Source organism: Pseudorhodoferax sp. LjRoot39 (assembly GCF_964253035.1).
In the GTDB taxonomy this organism is placed as follows: Bacteria; Pseudomonadota; Gammaproteobacteria; order Burkholderiales; family Burkholderiaceae_C; genus Pseudorhodoferax.
Window position 1 is genome coordinate 1,396,312 of record NZ_CAXUQL020000001.1, and the last position, 15,520, is coordinate 1,411,831.

Consider the following 15,520-nt stretch of genomic DNA (forward strand, 5'->3'; position numbering starts at 1 on the left):
TTCTCCTGTTCAGGCCAATGCGGGCGGCAATTGCAGCGCCACGGGTTCAAGGAACTCCTGCAGGCCGTGCAGGCCGTTCTCGCGGCCCAGGCCCGAGCGGCCGAAACCGCCGAACGGCGCCTCGGGGTTGAAGGGCGCGCCCTGGATGTCGACCTGCCCGGCACGCAGGCGCCGTCCCACGGCCAGGGCCTCCTGCGGCGTGGCGGCCCAGACGGCGGCGGCCAAGCCATAGTCGGTGCCGTTGGCCTGGGCCACGGCGTCGTCCGCGCCGTCGTGCGGCAGCACCACCAGCACCGGACCGAACACCTCCTCGCGCGCGATCGGATCGTCCGGGCCGACATCGCCCAGCACCGTGGGCGGCACGAAGAAGCCGGTGGCCGGCAGCGCCGCGGGCGGGCCCGACAGGCGCTGCGCGCCGCGCGCCAGCGCGGCCTCCACCTGCGCCTGCACACGTTCGCGCTGCTGCGCCGAGACCAGCGGCCCCAGCCGGGTGGCCGGGTCCGCCGGGTCGCCCATGCGGTAGCCGGGCAGCAGGTCGCGCACCAGGGTGGCCACGGTGTCCAGCTGCGCGCGCGGCACCAGCAGCCGCGTGAGCGCCGAGCAGGTCTGGCCCGAATTCAGCAGGCAGCTCGCCAGCGTGGACTTGACCGCCAGCGCCAAGTCGGCGTCGTCCAGCACCACGGCGGCGGACTTGCCGCCCAGCTCCAACGCCACGCGCTTGATGTCGGCACCGGCCAGCGCGGCGATGCGGCGGCCGGCCTGGGTGGAGCCCGTGAACGAGACCATGTCCACGCCCGGGTGGCGCACCAGCGGCTCGCCCACGGCCGGGCCGGTGCCGTGCACGAGCTGGAACACGCCGGGCGGCAGGCCTGCGGCGGCCACGGCGCGCGCCAGCGCGAACGCGCTGCCCGGTGCCAGCTCGGAAGGCTTGAGCACCACGGTGCAGCCGGCCAGCAGGGCCGGGGCCACCTTGCCCGTGATCTGGTGCAGCGGGTAGTTCCAGGGGGTGATGCAGGCCACCACGCCCACCGGCACCTGCTGCACCAGCGAGTGGCCGATGCGGTGTTCCCAGGCCATGCTTTCAGCCAGGTCGGCGTAGCGCGCCCAGGCAGCCAGGGGCGCACCCACCTGGATGCGTGCGGCCAGCTTGCGCGGCATGCCGACTTCCGACGCGATCAGCCGCGCCAGCGCCTCGGCCTCGCCCTGCAGCGCGGCGGCGATGCGGCGCACGGCCTCTGCGCGCTCGGCCACCGGCAGTGCGGCCCAGCCAGGCAGCGCACGCCGCGCACCGCGCACGGCGGTGTCCACATCGGCCGCGCTGGCGCTGCGGTAGCGGGCGCTGACGGCCTCGGTGAAGCTGTCGGTCACGGGCAGCGCGTCGCTGCCGCTGGCGGGCGTCCAGGCGCCGTCGAGAAAGAGGTCGGTGTGGTCTTGCATGGTGGTCATTCCTTGGCGGAGCTGGCGGCCTGGCGGCGCGCCAGGAAGTTGCGCATCACGCGTTGCGGCTCGCCGGTGGCGTAGCACTCGAGCTGGTAGCGGATGCCGGCCGAGCAGGCCTCCTCGAAGCCGGCCTGGGTGCGCTCGCGAAAGCGTTGCTTGGTGGTGCGCAACGCCGCGCCGGGAAGGGCGGCCAGTGCCTGCGCGCGCGCGATGGCGGTCTCCAGCACGGCTGGCGCTGCCACCAGTTCGTTGACCAGGCCCAGCGCATGGCCGCGTGCGCCGTCGATGAGTTCGCCGGTCAGCGAGAGCTGCTGGTTCAGCGCATGGCCGATCTGCAGCGACATCAGGTAGGAGCCCACGATGCTGGCCAGCCCGGCCTTGACCTCGGGCTGGCCCATGCGCAGCCCGGCGTGGCCCACGCGCAGGTCGCACAGCAGCGCCATCTGGAAGCCGGCCCCCACGGCGGTGCCGTTGAGCGCCGCCACGATGGGCTTGCGCACGTCGCGCACGGCCTGGTACATGGCGTGCTGGCGGTTCAGCCAGTCGGCCAGGTTGTGGGTGTCGATGGAAACGGATTCCTCCAGGTCCTGCCCGGCGCAGAAGGCGCGCTCGCCCGCACCGGTTAGCACCAGGGCCTGCACGGTGTCGTCGGCATCCAGCAACGCCAGCTGGCGCGTGAGGCCGGCGCGCAGTGCGGCGTTCACTGCGTTCATGGCTTGCGGCCGGTGCAGCCGCACGATGGCGGTGGCGCCGCGGCGTTCGACGCGCACGGTGTCGTTGTCGGTCTCATGCATGGGGGGGCTCTCGGTTCAGTTCCACGACGGCATCGACGGCCCAGGCGCCCTGGCCACGCGCGCCGGCGATCAGCGGGTTCAGGTCGATGGCGACCACGCGCTGCGCATGGGCGGCGGCCAACCGGCCCAGGGCCACGGCGGCGCGGGCCACGGCGGCGGTGTCGGTGGGCGGCTCGCCGCGCACGCCTTCGAGCAGCGGCGCGATGCGCAGCGTGGCCAGGCGGTCCAGCACGTCCTGTTCTGTGAAGGGATGGACCAGCACCACGAAGTCGCGCAGCGCCTCCACGTACTTGCCGCCGTCGCTGACCATCACGGCCGTGCCGAACTGCGGGTCCTGCCGCACGCCGAGCGCGAACTCGCGCTGGCCGCGCACGCGGCGCGCCACCAGCACGCCTTCCAGCGGCAGGCGCATGGCGGCCACCCGGTCGACGCAGGCATGCCAGGCAGCGCGCACGCCGTCGGCATCGCCGATGCCCAGATGCACGAGCCCATGCTCGGACTTGTGCGGGATGGCGGCCGAACAGGCCTTGACCACGACCTCGGGGCCCAGGGCCTGCCAGGCTGCGACGGCCTCCTGCACGCTGCGGCACAGCCGGTGTTCCACCAGCGGGATGCCGGCAGCGCCCAGCCAGGCCAGGCTGGCGGCCTCGTCCAGCGTGCCCGTGCCCGCAGGGGCGCCAGGCAGGCTGGCCGGTGCCACCAGCGCGTCACGCTGATCGGCCGCGCGGCGCAGCGCCGCATGGCCGCGCACCTGGGCCAGCGCGGCCAGTGCGTCGGTCTCGTGCACGAACACCGGCAGGCCGGCGGCGCGGAAGGCCGCGCGCACGCTGGCCTGCGGTGCCGAGACCACCACCGGCTTGCGTGCGGCCTGGGCGAAGCGGGCCGTGTCGCGCGCCATGCCCGGCAGGTCGTAGCCGGGGCCGGCCACCGGCACGCCGACCAGGAACAGGCCGGCCTGCGGATCGGCGCCCAGGGCCTCCAGCGTGTGGGCGTACATGGCGCCGTCGGTCATCAGCGCGGCCGTCATGTCCACCGGGTTCTGCGCCGTGGCGAAGCCCGGCATGATGGCCTCGAGCGCCTGGCGCGTGGGCGGCGCGAGCTCGGCCAGTGGCAGGGCCAGCGTGTTGGCCGTGTCGGCGCACAGCACGCCCACGGCGCCGCTGTGGCTCATCACCACGAGCTGGCCTGCGCCCGGCGCTGCGCCCTGCAGGTAGAGCTCGGTGGCGTTGACCAGGCCATGCACGTCGGCCGCGCGCCAGATACCGTGGCGCGCGAGGAAGGCGTCGATCAGCACGTCGTCGTCCACCATGGCGCCGGTGTGCGAGGCGGCGGCGCGCGCGCCCAGCGCGCTGCGGCCGGACTTGAGCGCCACCACGGCGGCGCCGCGCGCACGCGCCACCTGGGCCACATGCACCAGCATGGTGGTGTCGCGCAGCGATTCGATGTAGAGCAGCACGACGCGGATCTCCGGGTCTGCCGCCGCGGCCAGCGCAAGTTCGCAGACCGAGGCATCGGCGTCGTTGCCCGAGGCCACCAAGTAACGCACGCCGATGCCGCGCTCGCGCAGCAGGGCATAGGGCATCACGCTGGCCGCGCCGCTCTGGCTGACGATGGCCACCGGCCCGTCGGCGGGCGCCACCTCCATGAACATGGTGCTGAAGTTCAGCACCGCACCGCTGTGGAAGTTGGCGATGCCCTGGGCGTTGGGCCCGATCAGCCGCACGCCCTGCGCGCGGGCCAGTGCCACCAGGGCGTCCTGCCGCGCACGGCCTTCGGCGCCGGTCTCGCCGAAGCCCGAACTCATGACGATAGCCGCGCCGATCCCCAGCGCGCCGCAGCTGCGCACCACGGGCTCGACCTGCTCCTGGCCCACGGCCACGACCACCGCGTCGGGCCGCTCGGGCAGGGCTTCGAGCGTGGGGTAGGCGGCCAGGCCCTGCACCGTGGCGCGCCGGGGGTTGACGGGATAGATGGCGCCGGCGAAACCGAAGCGCTGCAGATAGTGCAGCGGCCGGCCGCCGACCTTGTTCGCGTCTTCGGTGGCGCCGACGATGGCGACGCGGCGCGGCGAGAAGGCGCGCGCCAGACGCGCGTCGACAGGGGTGTGCATGGCTTTTCCTTCGGCGTTCAATCGACGCGCGCGCCCGAAGCCTTGACCACCGGCGCCCACTTGGCCGTGTCGTCGCGGATCAGCGCGGCAAATTCCGCGGGCGTGTTGGTGCGGGCCTGCGCGCCGTCGGCCTGCATGCGCCGGCGCATCTCCTCGCTGCCCATCACGGCCACGATCTCGCGGTTCAGCCGCTCCACGATGGGCGCGGGCGTGGCGGCCGGCGCCAGCACGCCGAACCAGATCGTCACGTCGAAGCCCTTCAGGCCCGCTTCGTCGGCCGTCGGCACCTCGGGCAGCAGCGGCGAGCGCTGCGGGCCCGTGACGGCGATGGCGCGCACCTTGCCGGTGGCGATGTTCTGCGTCTGCTGCGCCACGGTGTCGAACATGAAGTCGATGCGCCCGCCCATCAGGTCCAGCAGCGCGGGTGCCGAGCCGCGGTAGGGCGCGTGCACGGTGTCGATGCCGGCCATGCTCTTGAGCAGCTCGCCCGACAGATGGTTGGAACTGCCGTTGCCCGCCGAGCCGTAGGCCAGCTTGCCGGGGCGGGCCTTGGCCATGGTGATCAGCTCGGGCAGCGTCCTGGCGCCCAGGTCGGGCCGGGTGACCAGCACGTTCATGGTGGTGGCCATGAGGCTGATGGGTGCGAAATCGCGCACCGGGTGGTAGGGCAGCTTGGCGTACAGGCTGGGGTTGATGGCCAGGGTGCCGGTGGTGCCGAAGAACAGCGTGTAGCCGTTGGGCGCCGCCGCGGCCGCGAACTGGGCGGCGATGCCGCCGCCCGCGCCGCCGCGGTTGTCCACCACCACCTGCTGGCCGAGCCGGTCGCCGAGTTTTTGCGCCAGCAGGCGCGCCATGCCGTCGGTCGGCCCGCCGGCCGGGAATGGCACGACCAGCGTGAGGGGCTGGTGCGGATAGTCGGCCGCGGACGCGGGTGCAACGGCCAGCGCGGCCAGGCCCGCGGTGGCGGCCAATGCGGCCAGGAAGCTCTTGCGCAGCATGTCGTCTCCAATGGAATGAATGGGATGCCAGCGCAGTCTAGGAGTGCCGTGGTTTCCAGAAAAGTGCTGCGAGGAGATACCAGGTATCGATTAAAGTGAATGCATGAATCTCAAGCAGATGGCCACGTTGGCGGCTGTTGCCGAGCTCGGATCGGTCTCGCGCGCGGCCACGGCGCTGGGCCAGGCCCAGTCGCTCGTGAGCCGGCAGGTGGCCCAGCTGGAGCAGGAATGGGGCGACCGGCTGTTCGCGCGCACCGGGCGCGGCGTGGCGCTGACGGACTTCGGCCGCCAACTCATGCCGCAGGTGCACCGGGTGCTGGCCGAGGTGGAGCAGCTCGGCGCCTCGGTGCACGAGGCGGCCGGCGCGCTGACGGGCACCGTGTACCTGGGCGTGCTGCCCACGCTTTCCGGCTACCTGCTGCCGCAGCTGTTGGCCGCGCTGCAGGCCGAGGCGCGCGGCGTGCGGCTGTGCGTGACCGAGGGCTTCAGCGGCGACCTGGATGAGCAGCTCGGCGCCGGCCGGCTCGACATGATCGTGGTCAACCGCTACGGCACCACGGCGCTGCGCGGCGAGGATGCGCTGGGCGTGATCGACACCTGCCTGCTCGGCGCGCCGCAGCTGCCGCTGATGCGGGCGCGCAGCATCGGCCTGCGCCAGCTCGACGGCCTGCCGCTGGTGCTGCCGGCCCTGCCCAATGGCATGCGCTCCATGCTGGACCAGCTGGCCGTGCGCCACTGCATCGCCATCGACGTGGTGATGGAGGTGGACACCGCCACGGCCATGAAGGGCGTGGCCGCCAGCGGCCAGGCCTACACGCTGCTGCCGGCCATGGCGGCGCAGGCCGAGATCGCGCAGGGCCTGCTCGCGGCGGTGCCGGTGGTGCGGCCGGCCATCAAGCGCACCATCGCGCTGGGCCTCACGCGGCAGCGGCCGGTGTCGCGCGCGGCGCGCTTCGTGGCCACGCGCGTGCGCCAGCTCGCGGTGCAGGCGCTAACGCAGCAGCGGTAGTGCCAGCGTGGCGAGCGCACCGCCACCTGGCGCGTTGTCCAGCAGCGCCTGGCCGCCGTGCTGCTGCGCGATGGCGCGCACGAAGGCCAGGCCCAGGCCGGTGCTCTTCTTGCCGCCGTTCGGCCGCGCCAGCGAATAGAACTTCTCGAACACGCGCTGGCGGGCGTAGTCCGGGATGCCGGGGCCGTGGTCGCGCACGCTCACGCGGGCCTGGCGCGCATCGGCCGCCAGCGTCAGCGCCACGGCGCTGCCGGCTGGTGCGAAGTCCAGCGCGTTGGCCAGCAGGTTGCTCACCGCGCGGCGCAGCAGGAAGGTATCGCCCCACACCGTGGGGCTGGCCTGCAGCGCCAGTTCGATGCGCAGGCCACGCGCCGCGGCGGCGGCCTGGTGGCCGGCGGCCAGTTCGTCCAGCAGCGGCGCCAGCGCCACCGGGCCGGCATGTTCGAGCACGCGCCGGCTCTCCAGCGTGGTCAGCTCCATCATGCGGTCCACGATCTCCTGGATGCGCTGGGTCTCGCGCGTGATGTTGTCCAGGAAATGCGCGCGCGTGTCGGCCGGCATGGCCGGGTCGTCCAGCAGCTCGGAGGCGCCGCGGATGGCCGACAGCGGGCTCTTGATCTCGTGCGTGAGCGTGGCCACGTGGTCGGCCATGGTGTTGCGGCCGGTCAGCGCGTCGCGCGTCTCGTGCACGCCGGCCCGCAGCGTGGCCACGGCATGGCGCAACATGGGCCCGGGCCGCAGCCGCGGCTGGGTACGGGCCCAGGCCAGGTAGTCGCGCACCAGGCCGAACGGGCGCACCAGCCAGGCGGAAACGATCAGCGCGCCCACCAGCAGCGCCAGCGCCGAGCCCACGCCCACCCAGATCGTGCGCCAGCGCGCGTCCTGCACGAACTTGCCGAAGCTCTGCACCGGCTTGCCGACGCTGACCACGCCGATGGTCACGTGGTCGCGGTTGCGGATGGGCGCGGCCACGTACATCACCGAGCTGGTGGCGTCGTGCGCGACATCGCGCGAGGTGCGCGCGCCGTACAGGCCGTCCAGCGTGTAGCGCACGTCGCGCCAGTCCAGGTAGTCCTCGCCCACGTGCTGGCCGATGCGCCCGCGTTGCGCGTCGAACAGCACGCGGCCATCGGCGTCGGTCACGTACAGGCGCAGGTCCACGCGGGTCTTGCGCAGGCCGTAGATCTCGGCGTCGAACTGGCGCGCGTACAGCGTGCGCAGCAGCGGCTCCAGCCGGGCCGGCGCGATGCGCTCGCCCTGCACGTCCTGCTCGATCAGGCTGGCGACGAGGTTGGCGGTGTCGACCAGCGATTCCTCGGCCGACTCGCGGTAGCGCGGGTCGATGTCGCCGACCACGCGGTACAGCAGGAAGGCGATGCCCGCGACGTAGATCGCCAGGATGCCGAGGAAGATGCGCGTGCGGCGGCTCACGGCGCGGCAGTGGGCGAGGGCGGCAGGTCCTCGTGCAGCGCGTAGCCGGTGCCGCGCAGCGTGCGGATGGGCTCGACCTCGGGCGCCACCGCCTTGAGCTTGGCGCGCAGGGTCTTGACGTGCGCGTCCACGGTGCGGTCCAGGCTCTGGGCGGCATCGTCCCAGACCATGTCCAGCAGCTCGTCGCGCGTGTAGACGCGGCCGGGCCGCTGCACCAGCAGCGCCAAGAGGCCGTACTCGTAGCGAGAGAGTTCGAGCGCCTGGCCGTAGTAGCGGATGCGGCGGCGTTCGCCGTCGATCTGGAACACGGGCGGTGTGCCGCCCGGCAGCGCGGGCGCAGGCGGCGCCACGGCACCGCGCGCGCTGCGGCGCAGGATGCTGCGCACGCGCGCCACCAGTTCGCGCGGCGAGAAGGGCTTGGCGATGTAATCGTCGGCGCCGAGCTCCAGCCCGACCACGCGGTCGATCTCGTCGCTGCGCGCAGTCAGAAACAGCATGGGCACGGCGTCGGCGCCGGGCAGCTCATGCAGGCGGCGGAACAGCTCGAAGCCGTTCATGTCGGGCAGGCCCACGTCGAGGATGGCCAGGTCGGGCCGCTGCGCGCGGTACTGGGCCAGCGCGTCACCGGCCGTGGCGCACCAGATGGGCTCGTAGCCGTCGGCGCGCAGCACGTAGGCCAGCGTGTCGGCAATGCCGGATTCGTCCTCGGCGATCAGGATGCGGGGGCGGGGGGCGGACATGGCGGCATGGTACTGGCCGCCGGCCCGTGTCTCCTCTGTTGTTCATGGCCCGGGCGCACCGCCCGCAGCGTACAAACCCGGGGTGCAAGCGGCTGGTCGAGAGGCCGCGGAGCAGGCCATGCCAGCAGACGCTTTGGCCCGGGCTCTGCCCGGCCGCTGGCGGCGCCCTCTGGAGGGGGGATGGGACTTCTACACGACCTTCGAAGTCCAAACGGGAGGTCTCGTCAGTACCCGCGCAGGTCGTCCACCGGCAGCAGCAGCTTCTTGCCCCCACGGATGCGCTGCAGCGTGCGCGCCACCACCTCGACATCGTTGTCGAAGCTGCCATGCGCCGGCGCCTGCGTGGCGATGGGCTTGCCGTCGGTGTCCACGGCCGTGGCGATGCGCTCGGCGTCCACCACCGTGGTGCGCTTGGCCAGGCCCGCCTGCGCCGCCGCGGCGCGCCAGGTGGCCAGCGCCTCGCCGGTGTCGGAGGTGCCGTCCCAGCCGCTGTAGCCGGTGTCGTGGATGCGGTCCATGCCCAGGATGGGCAGGCGCAGGTCGGTCTCCAGCGCGTTGGAGACGAAGTACAGCAGCGACTTGCGGTACACGGCCGCCACGTTGTCCTTGCGCTCCACGCGGTCGGACAGCACGTCGATGTGCAGGCGCTCCATCACGTGCGGGTTGCGTGCGTAGTGCGCGTTGGCGAAGGGCACGCTGCAGGCCGGCGCGTACAGGTGCGCCGAGGCCAGCCGGTCGTGCAGCCCGGCATCGCGGCCCTCGGCCTTGCGCCGTGCCAGCGCGGCGATCAGGTGGCCCAGCGCGATGGAGCCGGCCGAATGGCCCACCACGTGCAGTTCGAAGGCATCGCCCCAGGTGCCGGCCAGGCCCTGCAGCGCGTCCAGCAGCAGGTCGCCGCCGCGGCGCGGGGCGAAGGCGAGGTCCGCGTTCTCCTTCATTTCGCTCCAGATCGGCCGCGCCACGGGCCGGCCGACCGTCTTCTCGAGCAGCAGGTCGGTCTTCTCGCTGACCCACTCGCCGATGCCGGCCCCGGCGAGGCCGCGGTCCTTCTGGCGCCGGTCTTCGAGGATGTTGCCCAGCGTTTCGAACAGGCCCGTCTTCCAGACCAGGAACAGCGGGTAGCAGCCGTTGGCCACGAAGTAGCGGCCCATGGCGCTGGCGCGTTTGATGGCCGCGCCCTCGTCGTTGAGGCCGCCGTGCACGTACAGCACCAGGCGCTTGGTCTTGTCCTTCTGCGCGCGGAACCACTCGTCGGGCAGCGTGGTGCACTGGTGCTGCAGCTTGCGCGGCTGCTCGTCCTGCGTGAGGTAGCGGCTCACGCGGCCGTCGTTGCCCAGCACCACGCTGTGCTGGTAAGCGAGGCCCTGGTCCCACCACTTGGTGCGGTCGGTGCCCGCCAGCGCGCCGGCCTGGCCGTGCGAGACCGCGAGCCGGCCGGCCACCACGCCGGGCACGCCCAGCGCGACGACCCAGGCGTCCATGCCGTTGGCCAGCCAGTCCAGGTAGCTGATCACGCCGAAACCGCCCGCGCCCCAGTTGTCGCCCCAGGAGTTCTGCACGATGAAGCCGACGGAATTGAAACCGACCAGCGCGAAGGCGTGGCCGCCGTCCTGCGAGGGCCGGCCGTCGAACGGGATCTCGGGCAGGTCGGCATGGTCCTGCGGCACCTGCTTGCGCGTGCGCACCTGGTTCCAGCCATCGTGCGTGAAGCCGGAGACGAAGATGGCCCAGTGCTGGTGGATGGCGGCCTGCATGTCGGTGATCGACTTGGTGTCGATGCGGTAGTACACGCCCAGCGTGTTGTGCACCGCCCGGTCGGCGAAGCCGTAGCGCGCGGGGTTGGCCTTGTCGGGCGCATAGGGCCAGTCGCTTTCCAGGCACACGCCGTTGTTGAACCAGCCCTTGAGCGCGCCGCGGCAGCTGGAGCCGTCGTAGTTCTCGCCCTCGTACTCGTCGTGCCGGCGCGCCAGCGTGTAGAGCATGCGCGGGCTGACCGACTCCATCTGCACCGGGTTGCCAGCCTTGATCCAGCGCAGGTAGTTGACCACGCAGGCCAGGCCGAAGCCGGTGCAGGCGCCTTCCTGGCCCTGGTCCAGGATCAGGCCGGCGCCCGTGTAGCCGGGCAGGAAACGGCTGATGTCCTGCGGCGTAGGCACCTGGTCGGGCAGCGTGATGGCAGCGGGCTGGAACTGGCGGTCGCGCAGGTCGGCCGCGTCCTTGCGGGTGTGCAGGTTGCGCGGCTTCTTCGGAGCAGGCTTGACCGCGGCCAGCGCCGCGGACTTGGCGCCGGCGCGCCTGCCGGCGGCCGCGCGGGGCGGGGCCGGCGGCCAGACCGCGGCTGCGCGTTGGAACACATCGGAGAAGCTCTCCAGGCCATGCGATCCGCCGTTGACCAGGCGCCGCGCCGCGCGCAGGTCGCCGGCCACCACGGCGGCGCGGAACTTGGTGGCCTTGTCGGCCAGGAATTGCGCGAGGATGACGGCCGCCACTTCGGGTGCGTTGGCGCGGTCGGGGAAGGACACGAGGTCGATGCCGATGCGCTTGCCATAGGTGGCGTAGTTGGCCTTGCCGGTCAATTGCACGAATCCGCGGCCACGGTAACTCGCCCCATCGCCTGCCTTGCCGTTGCCGATGTCCTTGCGCATGTCGTAGAGCGAGAACGGTGCGCCGCCGGGTGGGGTGTTGTACTTGGAGGGCAGCTCGGCGATGGGCACGAAGCCCTCGGTCTCGGCCCGGATGGTGCCGAGCGCACCGATGACCATGGCGGTGTCGGTGAGCTCCGCGGCGCCCAGGGCCGCCTCGACATAGGGCAGGTAGCGCGCGATGTTGGCCGGCCGCGTGGCCGGGAACAGCCGGCACACGTCGCCCACGTTGAGCGGCGGCTGCAGCGGCACGGGTTGCGCCAGCTCCAGCAGCACCTGGCAGCGCGGCCCGACGATGCCGTCGGCGATCAGGCCCACGCCGGATTGCCAGCGCCGGATGGCGGCGTCGAAGTCGTCGTCGATGGGGCTGCCGGGCGGCGCCGACAGCGAGGGGAAGGCCTTGGCGTCGGCCGCCAGCAGGGTGGACAAGGTGGCGCGCAACAGGTCGACGTCGGAACCCGCGTCGCCCTTGGTCAGAAGATGCTTCATGGTTTGCCTCGCTCCGGTGGTGGATCGCGGCGCCTATCATGGCGCCCTTGTCCCACTCCTGCGCGTGCCTTGAGTCACTGCGCATTGGCCAAAGTGATGAGCAAGCGCATCCGCATCGGTTCCGGCTCCACCTTCGAGGAGCAGATGGCCTACTCGCGCGCCGTGGTCGACGGCGAATGGGTTTTCGTCTCCGGCACCACCGGCTTCGACTACGCCGCGATGACCATCGTGGACGACATCGTGGCGCAGACCGACCAGTGCTTTCGCAACATCGCCGCCGCGCTGGCCCAGGCCGGCAGCAGCCTCGCGGACGTGGTGCGCGTGACCTACGTGCTGCCCGAAGCCAGCCTGTTCCCGCAGTGCTGGCCGGTGATGCGCCAGTACCTGGGCGAGGTCAAGCCCGCGGCCATGATGATCAGCGCCGGGCTGGCCGATCCGCGCATGAAGATCGAGATCGAGGTGACGGCGCGCAAGCCGCGTGCGTGATGGGCCGGCTGATCAGGCGTAGTCCAGCGGCAGCGCCGTCGTGAACTTGATCTGCTCCATCGCGAAGCTGGAGCTCACGTCGGACAGCTCCACCTCGCGGATCAGCCGCTGGTAGACCGCGTCGTAGCCCTTGATGTCGGGCACCACCACGCGCAGCAGGTAGTCGGTCTCGCCGCTCATGCGGTAGAACTCCACGATCTCCGGAATGGCCGCCACCACCGCGGTGAAGCGCTGCGCCCATTTCTCGTTGTGCTGGTTGGTGCGCACCGAGACGAACACCGTCACGCCCACGTTGAGCTTGGCCGGGTTCAGCAAGGTCACGCGCTGTTGGATGTAGCCCTCGCGTTCGAGCCGCTGGATGCGGCGCCAGCACGGCGTGGCCGACAGGTGCACCAGCGCACTGATCTCCTGCAGCGAGGCCGTGGCGTTGGTCTGCAGCGCAGCGAGGATGGCCTTGTCGATCTTGTCCAGGGGCGGGCGTGCTTCCATAGGTAAAAATTTCTTGGGTTCGCGCAAACGTGGGAATGAATTTCCAATGGCTCGGCCAAGGGTCCTGGATTTTGAATCCATGTTGCAGCACTTGGGCTGCAAAATTTTGGCCATGGAAATCTACCTCGACGCCAACGCCACCACGCCCGTGCTCCCGCAGGCCCGCGCGGCCGCGCTGTCCACCATGGCCGAGTCGTTCGGCAACCCCAGCAGCACCCATGGCGCCGGCCTGAAGGCGCGTGCGCTGCTCGACGGCGTGCGCACCAGTGCGCGCCGCGTGCTCGGCGTGCCGGGCGGCCGGCTGCTGTTCACGAGTGGCGCCACCGAAGGCATCCAGACCGCCGTGCTGTCGGCCCTGCTGGCGCTGCGCCAGCAGCGCGAGGGCGGCCAGGCGGTGCCGCCGCTGCTGCTGTACGGCGCGACCGAGCACAAGGCCGTGCCCGAGGCGATCCGGCACTGGAATGCCGTGCTGGGCCTGCACCTGCGCGTGCAACCGATCCCGGTGGGCCTGGACGGCCGGCACGACCTGGCCTGGCTGCGCGGCCACGCCGCCCAGGCCGGCCTGGTCTGCACCATGGCCGCCAACAACGAGACCGGTGCCATCAGCGACCTGGACGGCATCGCCGAAGCGCTGGCCGCCAGCCCGGCCCTGTGGCTGGTGGACGGCGTGCAGGCCCTGGGCAAGCTGGACCTGCGCCTGCAGGCGCGCCGCATCGACTACGCGCCGTTCTCGGGCCACAAGCTCTACGCCCCCAAGGGCATCGGCCTGCTCTACGTGCGCGACGGGGTGCCGTTCACGCCGCTGCAGGCCGGCGGCGGCCAGGAGAGCGGCCAGCGGGCCGGTACCGAGAACATGGCCGGCATCGCCGCGCTGGGCGCGGTACTGCAGGCGCTGGAGACGGGCGGCGTGTTCGCCGACCACGCCACGCTGCAGGCGCACCGCGCCCAGCTGGCCGCTGCGCTGTGCGAGGCCTTCCCGGGCCTGGTGTTCAACGCACCGTTCGCCACCAGCCTGCCGACCACGCTCAATGTCGCGGTGCCAGGCGTGGCCGCGCAGGACCTGATTGCGCTGTTCGACGCCGCTGGCGTGCGCGTGAGCGGCGGCTCGGCCTGCGGCGCGGAGCGTGCCGAGCCCAGCTACGTGCTGCAGGCCATGGGGCTGCCGGACTGGCAGACGGCGTCGGCCGTGCGCCTGTCCTTTGGTGCCGCGGACGGCGCGGACTTCGTCGCCGAAGCCTGCGCCCGCCTGCGCGCCTGCGGCGAGGCGCTGCGTGCAGGCGCCGTGCTGGACGAGGCCGCGCGTGCCGCACTCGAGATGGACGCGCCGGCCGTGCGCGCGGCGCTGCAGGCGGCCACGCGGCCGCTGGTGGTGGACGTGCGCGAAGCCGGCGAGCAGGCCCTGCAGCCCGCCGTCGGCCTGGCTGGCGAGCAGGTGCCGTTGTCGGCGCTGGCCGAGGCGCTGCCGCGCTGGTGCGCGCTGCCGGCCGCGACGCCCGTGATCTTCGTCTGCCGCAGTGGCCGGCGCAGCGCCCAGGCCGCGGCCGCGCTGCGCGGTCAGGGCCATGCCAACACCTGGAGCCTGGCCGGCGGCCTGGCGCAGTGGACGGCGGCCTGAAGCCCTGCGTGCGCACGCCGCCATGCACCGCGATGGCCCCTGGCCCCGCCGGGTTGCAGGCCATGGCCATCGGGCGCCGGCCGCTGCGCGTGGAAAATCCTTTCCCCCTGGCGCGCACGCACCGCATGGGTTGGGAAAAATTCTGCTGAGATCTGCCGATCAGTGAAAGAAGAAACCAACATCATGCAAATCAACAGACATGGCTTGCTCCATGGCATGGCGATTGCGTCAATCTGGTTTTTTCAATCCAACCGAGGAATCTTCATGCTGGACCTGTTCAAGAACGCGCGCCGCGCCGCCCCCGTCCTGGCCGCCTGCCTGGCGCTGGCCGCCGCCGGCGCCCAGGCCGAGACCAACTGGCCGACCAAGCCCGTCACGCTGATCATGGGTTTCCCGGCCGGCTCGGGCGTGGACGTGGTCGCGCGGGCCATCCAGGACCCACTGTCCAAGTCGCTCGGCCAGCCGGTCATCATCGACTACAAGTCCGGCGCGGCCGGCAACATCGCCTCCGAGTACGTGGCGCGCGCCAAGAACGACGGCTACACGCTGTCCTTCGGCACGGCCGCCACGCACGGCAGCAATGCCGCGCTGTACAAGAAGCTGCCCTTCGACGTGGAGGCCGACTTCGTGCCCGTGGCGCCCGTGCTCGACGTCTCCAACGTGCTGACCGTCAACCCCAGCGTGATGCCGGCCAAGACGCTCAAGGAGTTCGTCGACCTGGTCAAGGCCAACCCGGGCAAGTACAACTACGCCTCCACCGGCAACGGCGCCGGCACCCACATGGCCTTCGCCGAACTCAATTCGCGCCTGGGCCTGGAGATGGTGCACGTGCCCTACAAGGGCGGCCCCGAGGCGCTGACGGCGGTGGTGCGCGGCGAGACCTGCTGCATCATGAACCAGGTGCAGACCGTGCTGCCGCAGTACAAGGCCGGCACCGTGCGGCTGCTGGCCATCACCACGGCCAAGCCCGTGGCGGCCGTGGCCGAGGTGCCCACCATCGCCGCCAGCGGTCTGCCGGGAACCAAGGGTTTCGACAGCTCGATCTGGTTCGGCGTGTTCGCGCCCAAGGGCACGGACCCGGCCATCGTCGACAAGCTCAACGCCGCCATCACGGCGGCCGTGCAGCAGCCCGAGGTGCGTGCGCGCTTCGAGAGCCAGGGCAACAGCCTGCGCATCGAGACGCCCGCGCAATTCAAGCAGACCGTGCACGACAACCGCGCCAAGTGGGCCGAGGTCGTGAAGGCCGCCAACATCGAACTGAACTGATCCACCAAGCA

The 15,520-nt window shown here is 71.9% G+C and carries 12 protein-coding genes; 4 read left to right on the plus strand and 8 right to left on the minus strand.

The genetic code is table 11. The features are described from left to right. Window positions 1–9: 9 nt before the first annotated feature. Genes ACSQ4M_RS06630 through ACSQ4M_RS06645 form a run of 4 tightly spaced genes read right to left on the minus strand, consistent with a single transcriptional unit; the run spans window position 10 to window position 5,342 of the window. Window positions 10–1,437 (minus strand): aldehyde dehydrogenase family protein, encoded by a 1,428-nt coding sequence (locus tag ACSQ4M_RS06630; protein WP_436188806.1) that lies wholly within the window; start codon window positions 1,435–1,437, stop codon window positions 10–12. Between the two features lie 5 nt (window positions 1,438–1,442). After that, window positions 1,443–2,234 carry an enoyl-CoA hydratase/isomerase family protein gene (locus ACSQ4M_RS06635; RefSeq protein WP_436188807.1) on the minus strand — a complete coding sequence of 264 codons (792 nt, stop codon included), beginning with the start codon at window positions 2,232–2,234 and terminating at the stop codon, window positions 1,443–1,445. After that, window positions 2,227–4,344 (minus strand): acetate--CoA ligase family protein, encoded by a 2,118-nt coding sequence (locus tag ACSQ4M_RS06640; protein WP_436188808.1) that lies wholly within the window; start codon window positions 4,342–4,344, stop codon window positions 2,227–2,229. Before ACSQ4M_RS06640 ends, ACSQ4M_RS06635 begins: the two co-directional genes overlap by 8 nt. Before the next feature lie 17 nt (window positions 4,345–4,361). Beyond that, a complete protein-coding gene (locus tag ACSQ4M_RS06645; RefSeq protein WP_436188809.1) occupies window positions 4,362–5,342 on the minus strand; it encodes a tripartite tricarboxylate transporter substrate binding protein in 981 nt (326 codons plus the stop codon). 103 nt (window positions 5,343–5,445) lie between these two features. On the opposite strand from ACSQ4M_RS06645, the gene ACSQ4M_RS06650 reads away from it, so the two are divergent. Continuing rightward, entirely contained in the window at window positions 5,446–6,351 is a 906-nt protein-coding gene (locus ACSQ4M_RS06650; RefSeq protein WP_436188810.1) for a LysR family transcriptional regulator, read from the plus strand. On the opposite strand, the gene creC is transcribed toward ACSQ4M_RS06650, so the two are convergent. The 3 genes from creC to ACSQ4M_RS06665 form a co-directional block, all read right to left on the minus strand. After that, window positions 6,334–7,782, minus strand: coding sequence for a two-component system sensor histidine kinase CreC (gene creC, locus ACSQ4M_RS06655; RefSeq protein ID WP_436188811.1), 1,449 nt, complete (start codon window positions 7,780–7,782; stop codon window positions 6,334–6,336). The two genes, ACSQ4M_RS06650 and creC, sit on opposite strands and share 18 nt — an antisense overlap. Further along, on the minus strand, window positions 7,779–8,522 hold the full coding sequence (gene creB / locus ACSQ4M_RS06660; protein ID WP_436188812.1) for a two-component system response regulator CreB: 744 nt from the start codon (window positions 8,520–8,522) through the stop codon (window positions 7,779–7,781). The genes creC and creB overlap by 4 nt, the downstream gene beginning before the upstream one ends. Window positions 8,523–8,746: 224 nt before the next feature. Beyond that, entirely contained in the window at window positions 8,747–11,653 is a 2,907-nt protein-coding gene (locus tag ACSQ4M_RS06665; RefSeq protein WP_436188813.1) for a C1 family peptidase, read from the minus strand. 96 nt (window positions 11,654–11,749) lie between these two features. Between ACSQ4M_RS06665 and ACSQ4M_RS06670 the strand changes: the two genes are divergently transcribed. After that, the gene (locus ACSQ4M_RS06670; protein WP_436188814.1) at window positions 11,750–12,139 is read left to right on the plus strand and encodes a RidA family protein; all 390 of its coding nucleotides are present in this window, start codon (window positions 11,750–11,752) and stop codon (window positions 12,137–12,139) included. A 12-nt stretch (window positions 12,140–12,151) separates the two neighbouring features. Here ACSQ4M_RS06670 and ACSQ4M_RS06675 read toward each other — a convergent pair whose 3' ends face one another. Next, window positions 12,152–12,610 carry an Lrp/AsnC family transcriptional regulator gene (locus ACSQ4M_RS06675; protein WP_436193973.1) on the minus strand — a complete coding sequence of 153 codons (459 nt, stop codon included), beginning with the start codon at window positions 12,608–12,610 and terminating at the stop codon, window positions 12,152–12,154. Between the two features lie 130 nt (window positions 12,611–12,740). Here ACSQ4M_RS06675 and ACSQ4M_RS06680 point away from each other — a divergent pair, with 130 nt between their 5' ends. Together ACSQ4M_RS06680 and ACSQ4M_RS06685 are read left to right on the plus strand one after the other, a co-directional pair. Next, window positions 12,741–14,243, plus strand: a complete 1,503-nt coding sequence (locus tag ACSQ4M_RS06680) for an aminotransferase class V-fold PLP-dependent enzyme (protein ID WP_436188815.1) — start codon at window positions 12,741–12,743, stop codon at window positions 14,241–14,243. Between the two features lie 264 nt (window positions 14,244–14,507). Continuing rightward, window positions 14,508–15,509, plus strand: a complete 1,002-nt coding sequence (locus ACSQ4M_RS06685) for a Bug family tripartite tricarboxylate transporter substrate binding protein (RefSeq protein ID WP_436188816.1) — start codon at window positions 14,508–14,510, stop codon at window positions 15,507–15,509. Window positions 15,510–15,520 lie beyond the last annotated feature (11 nt).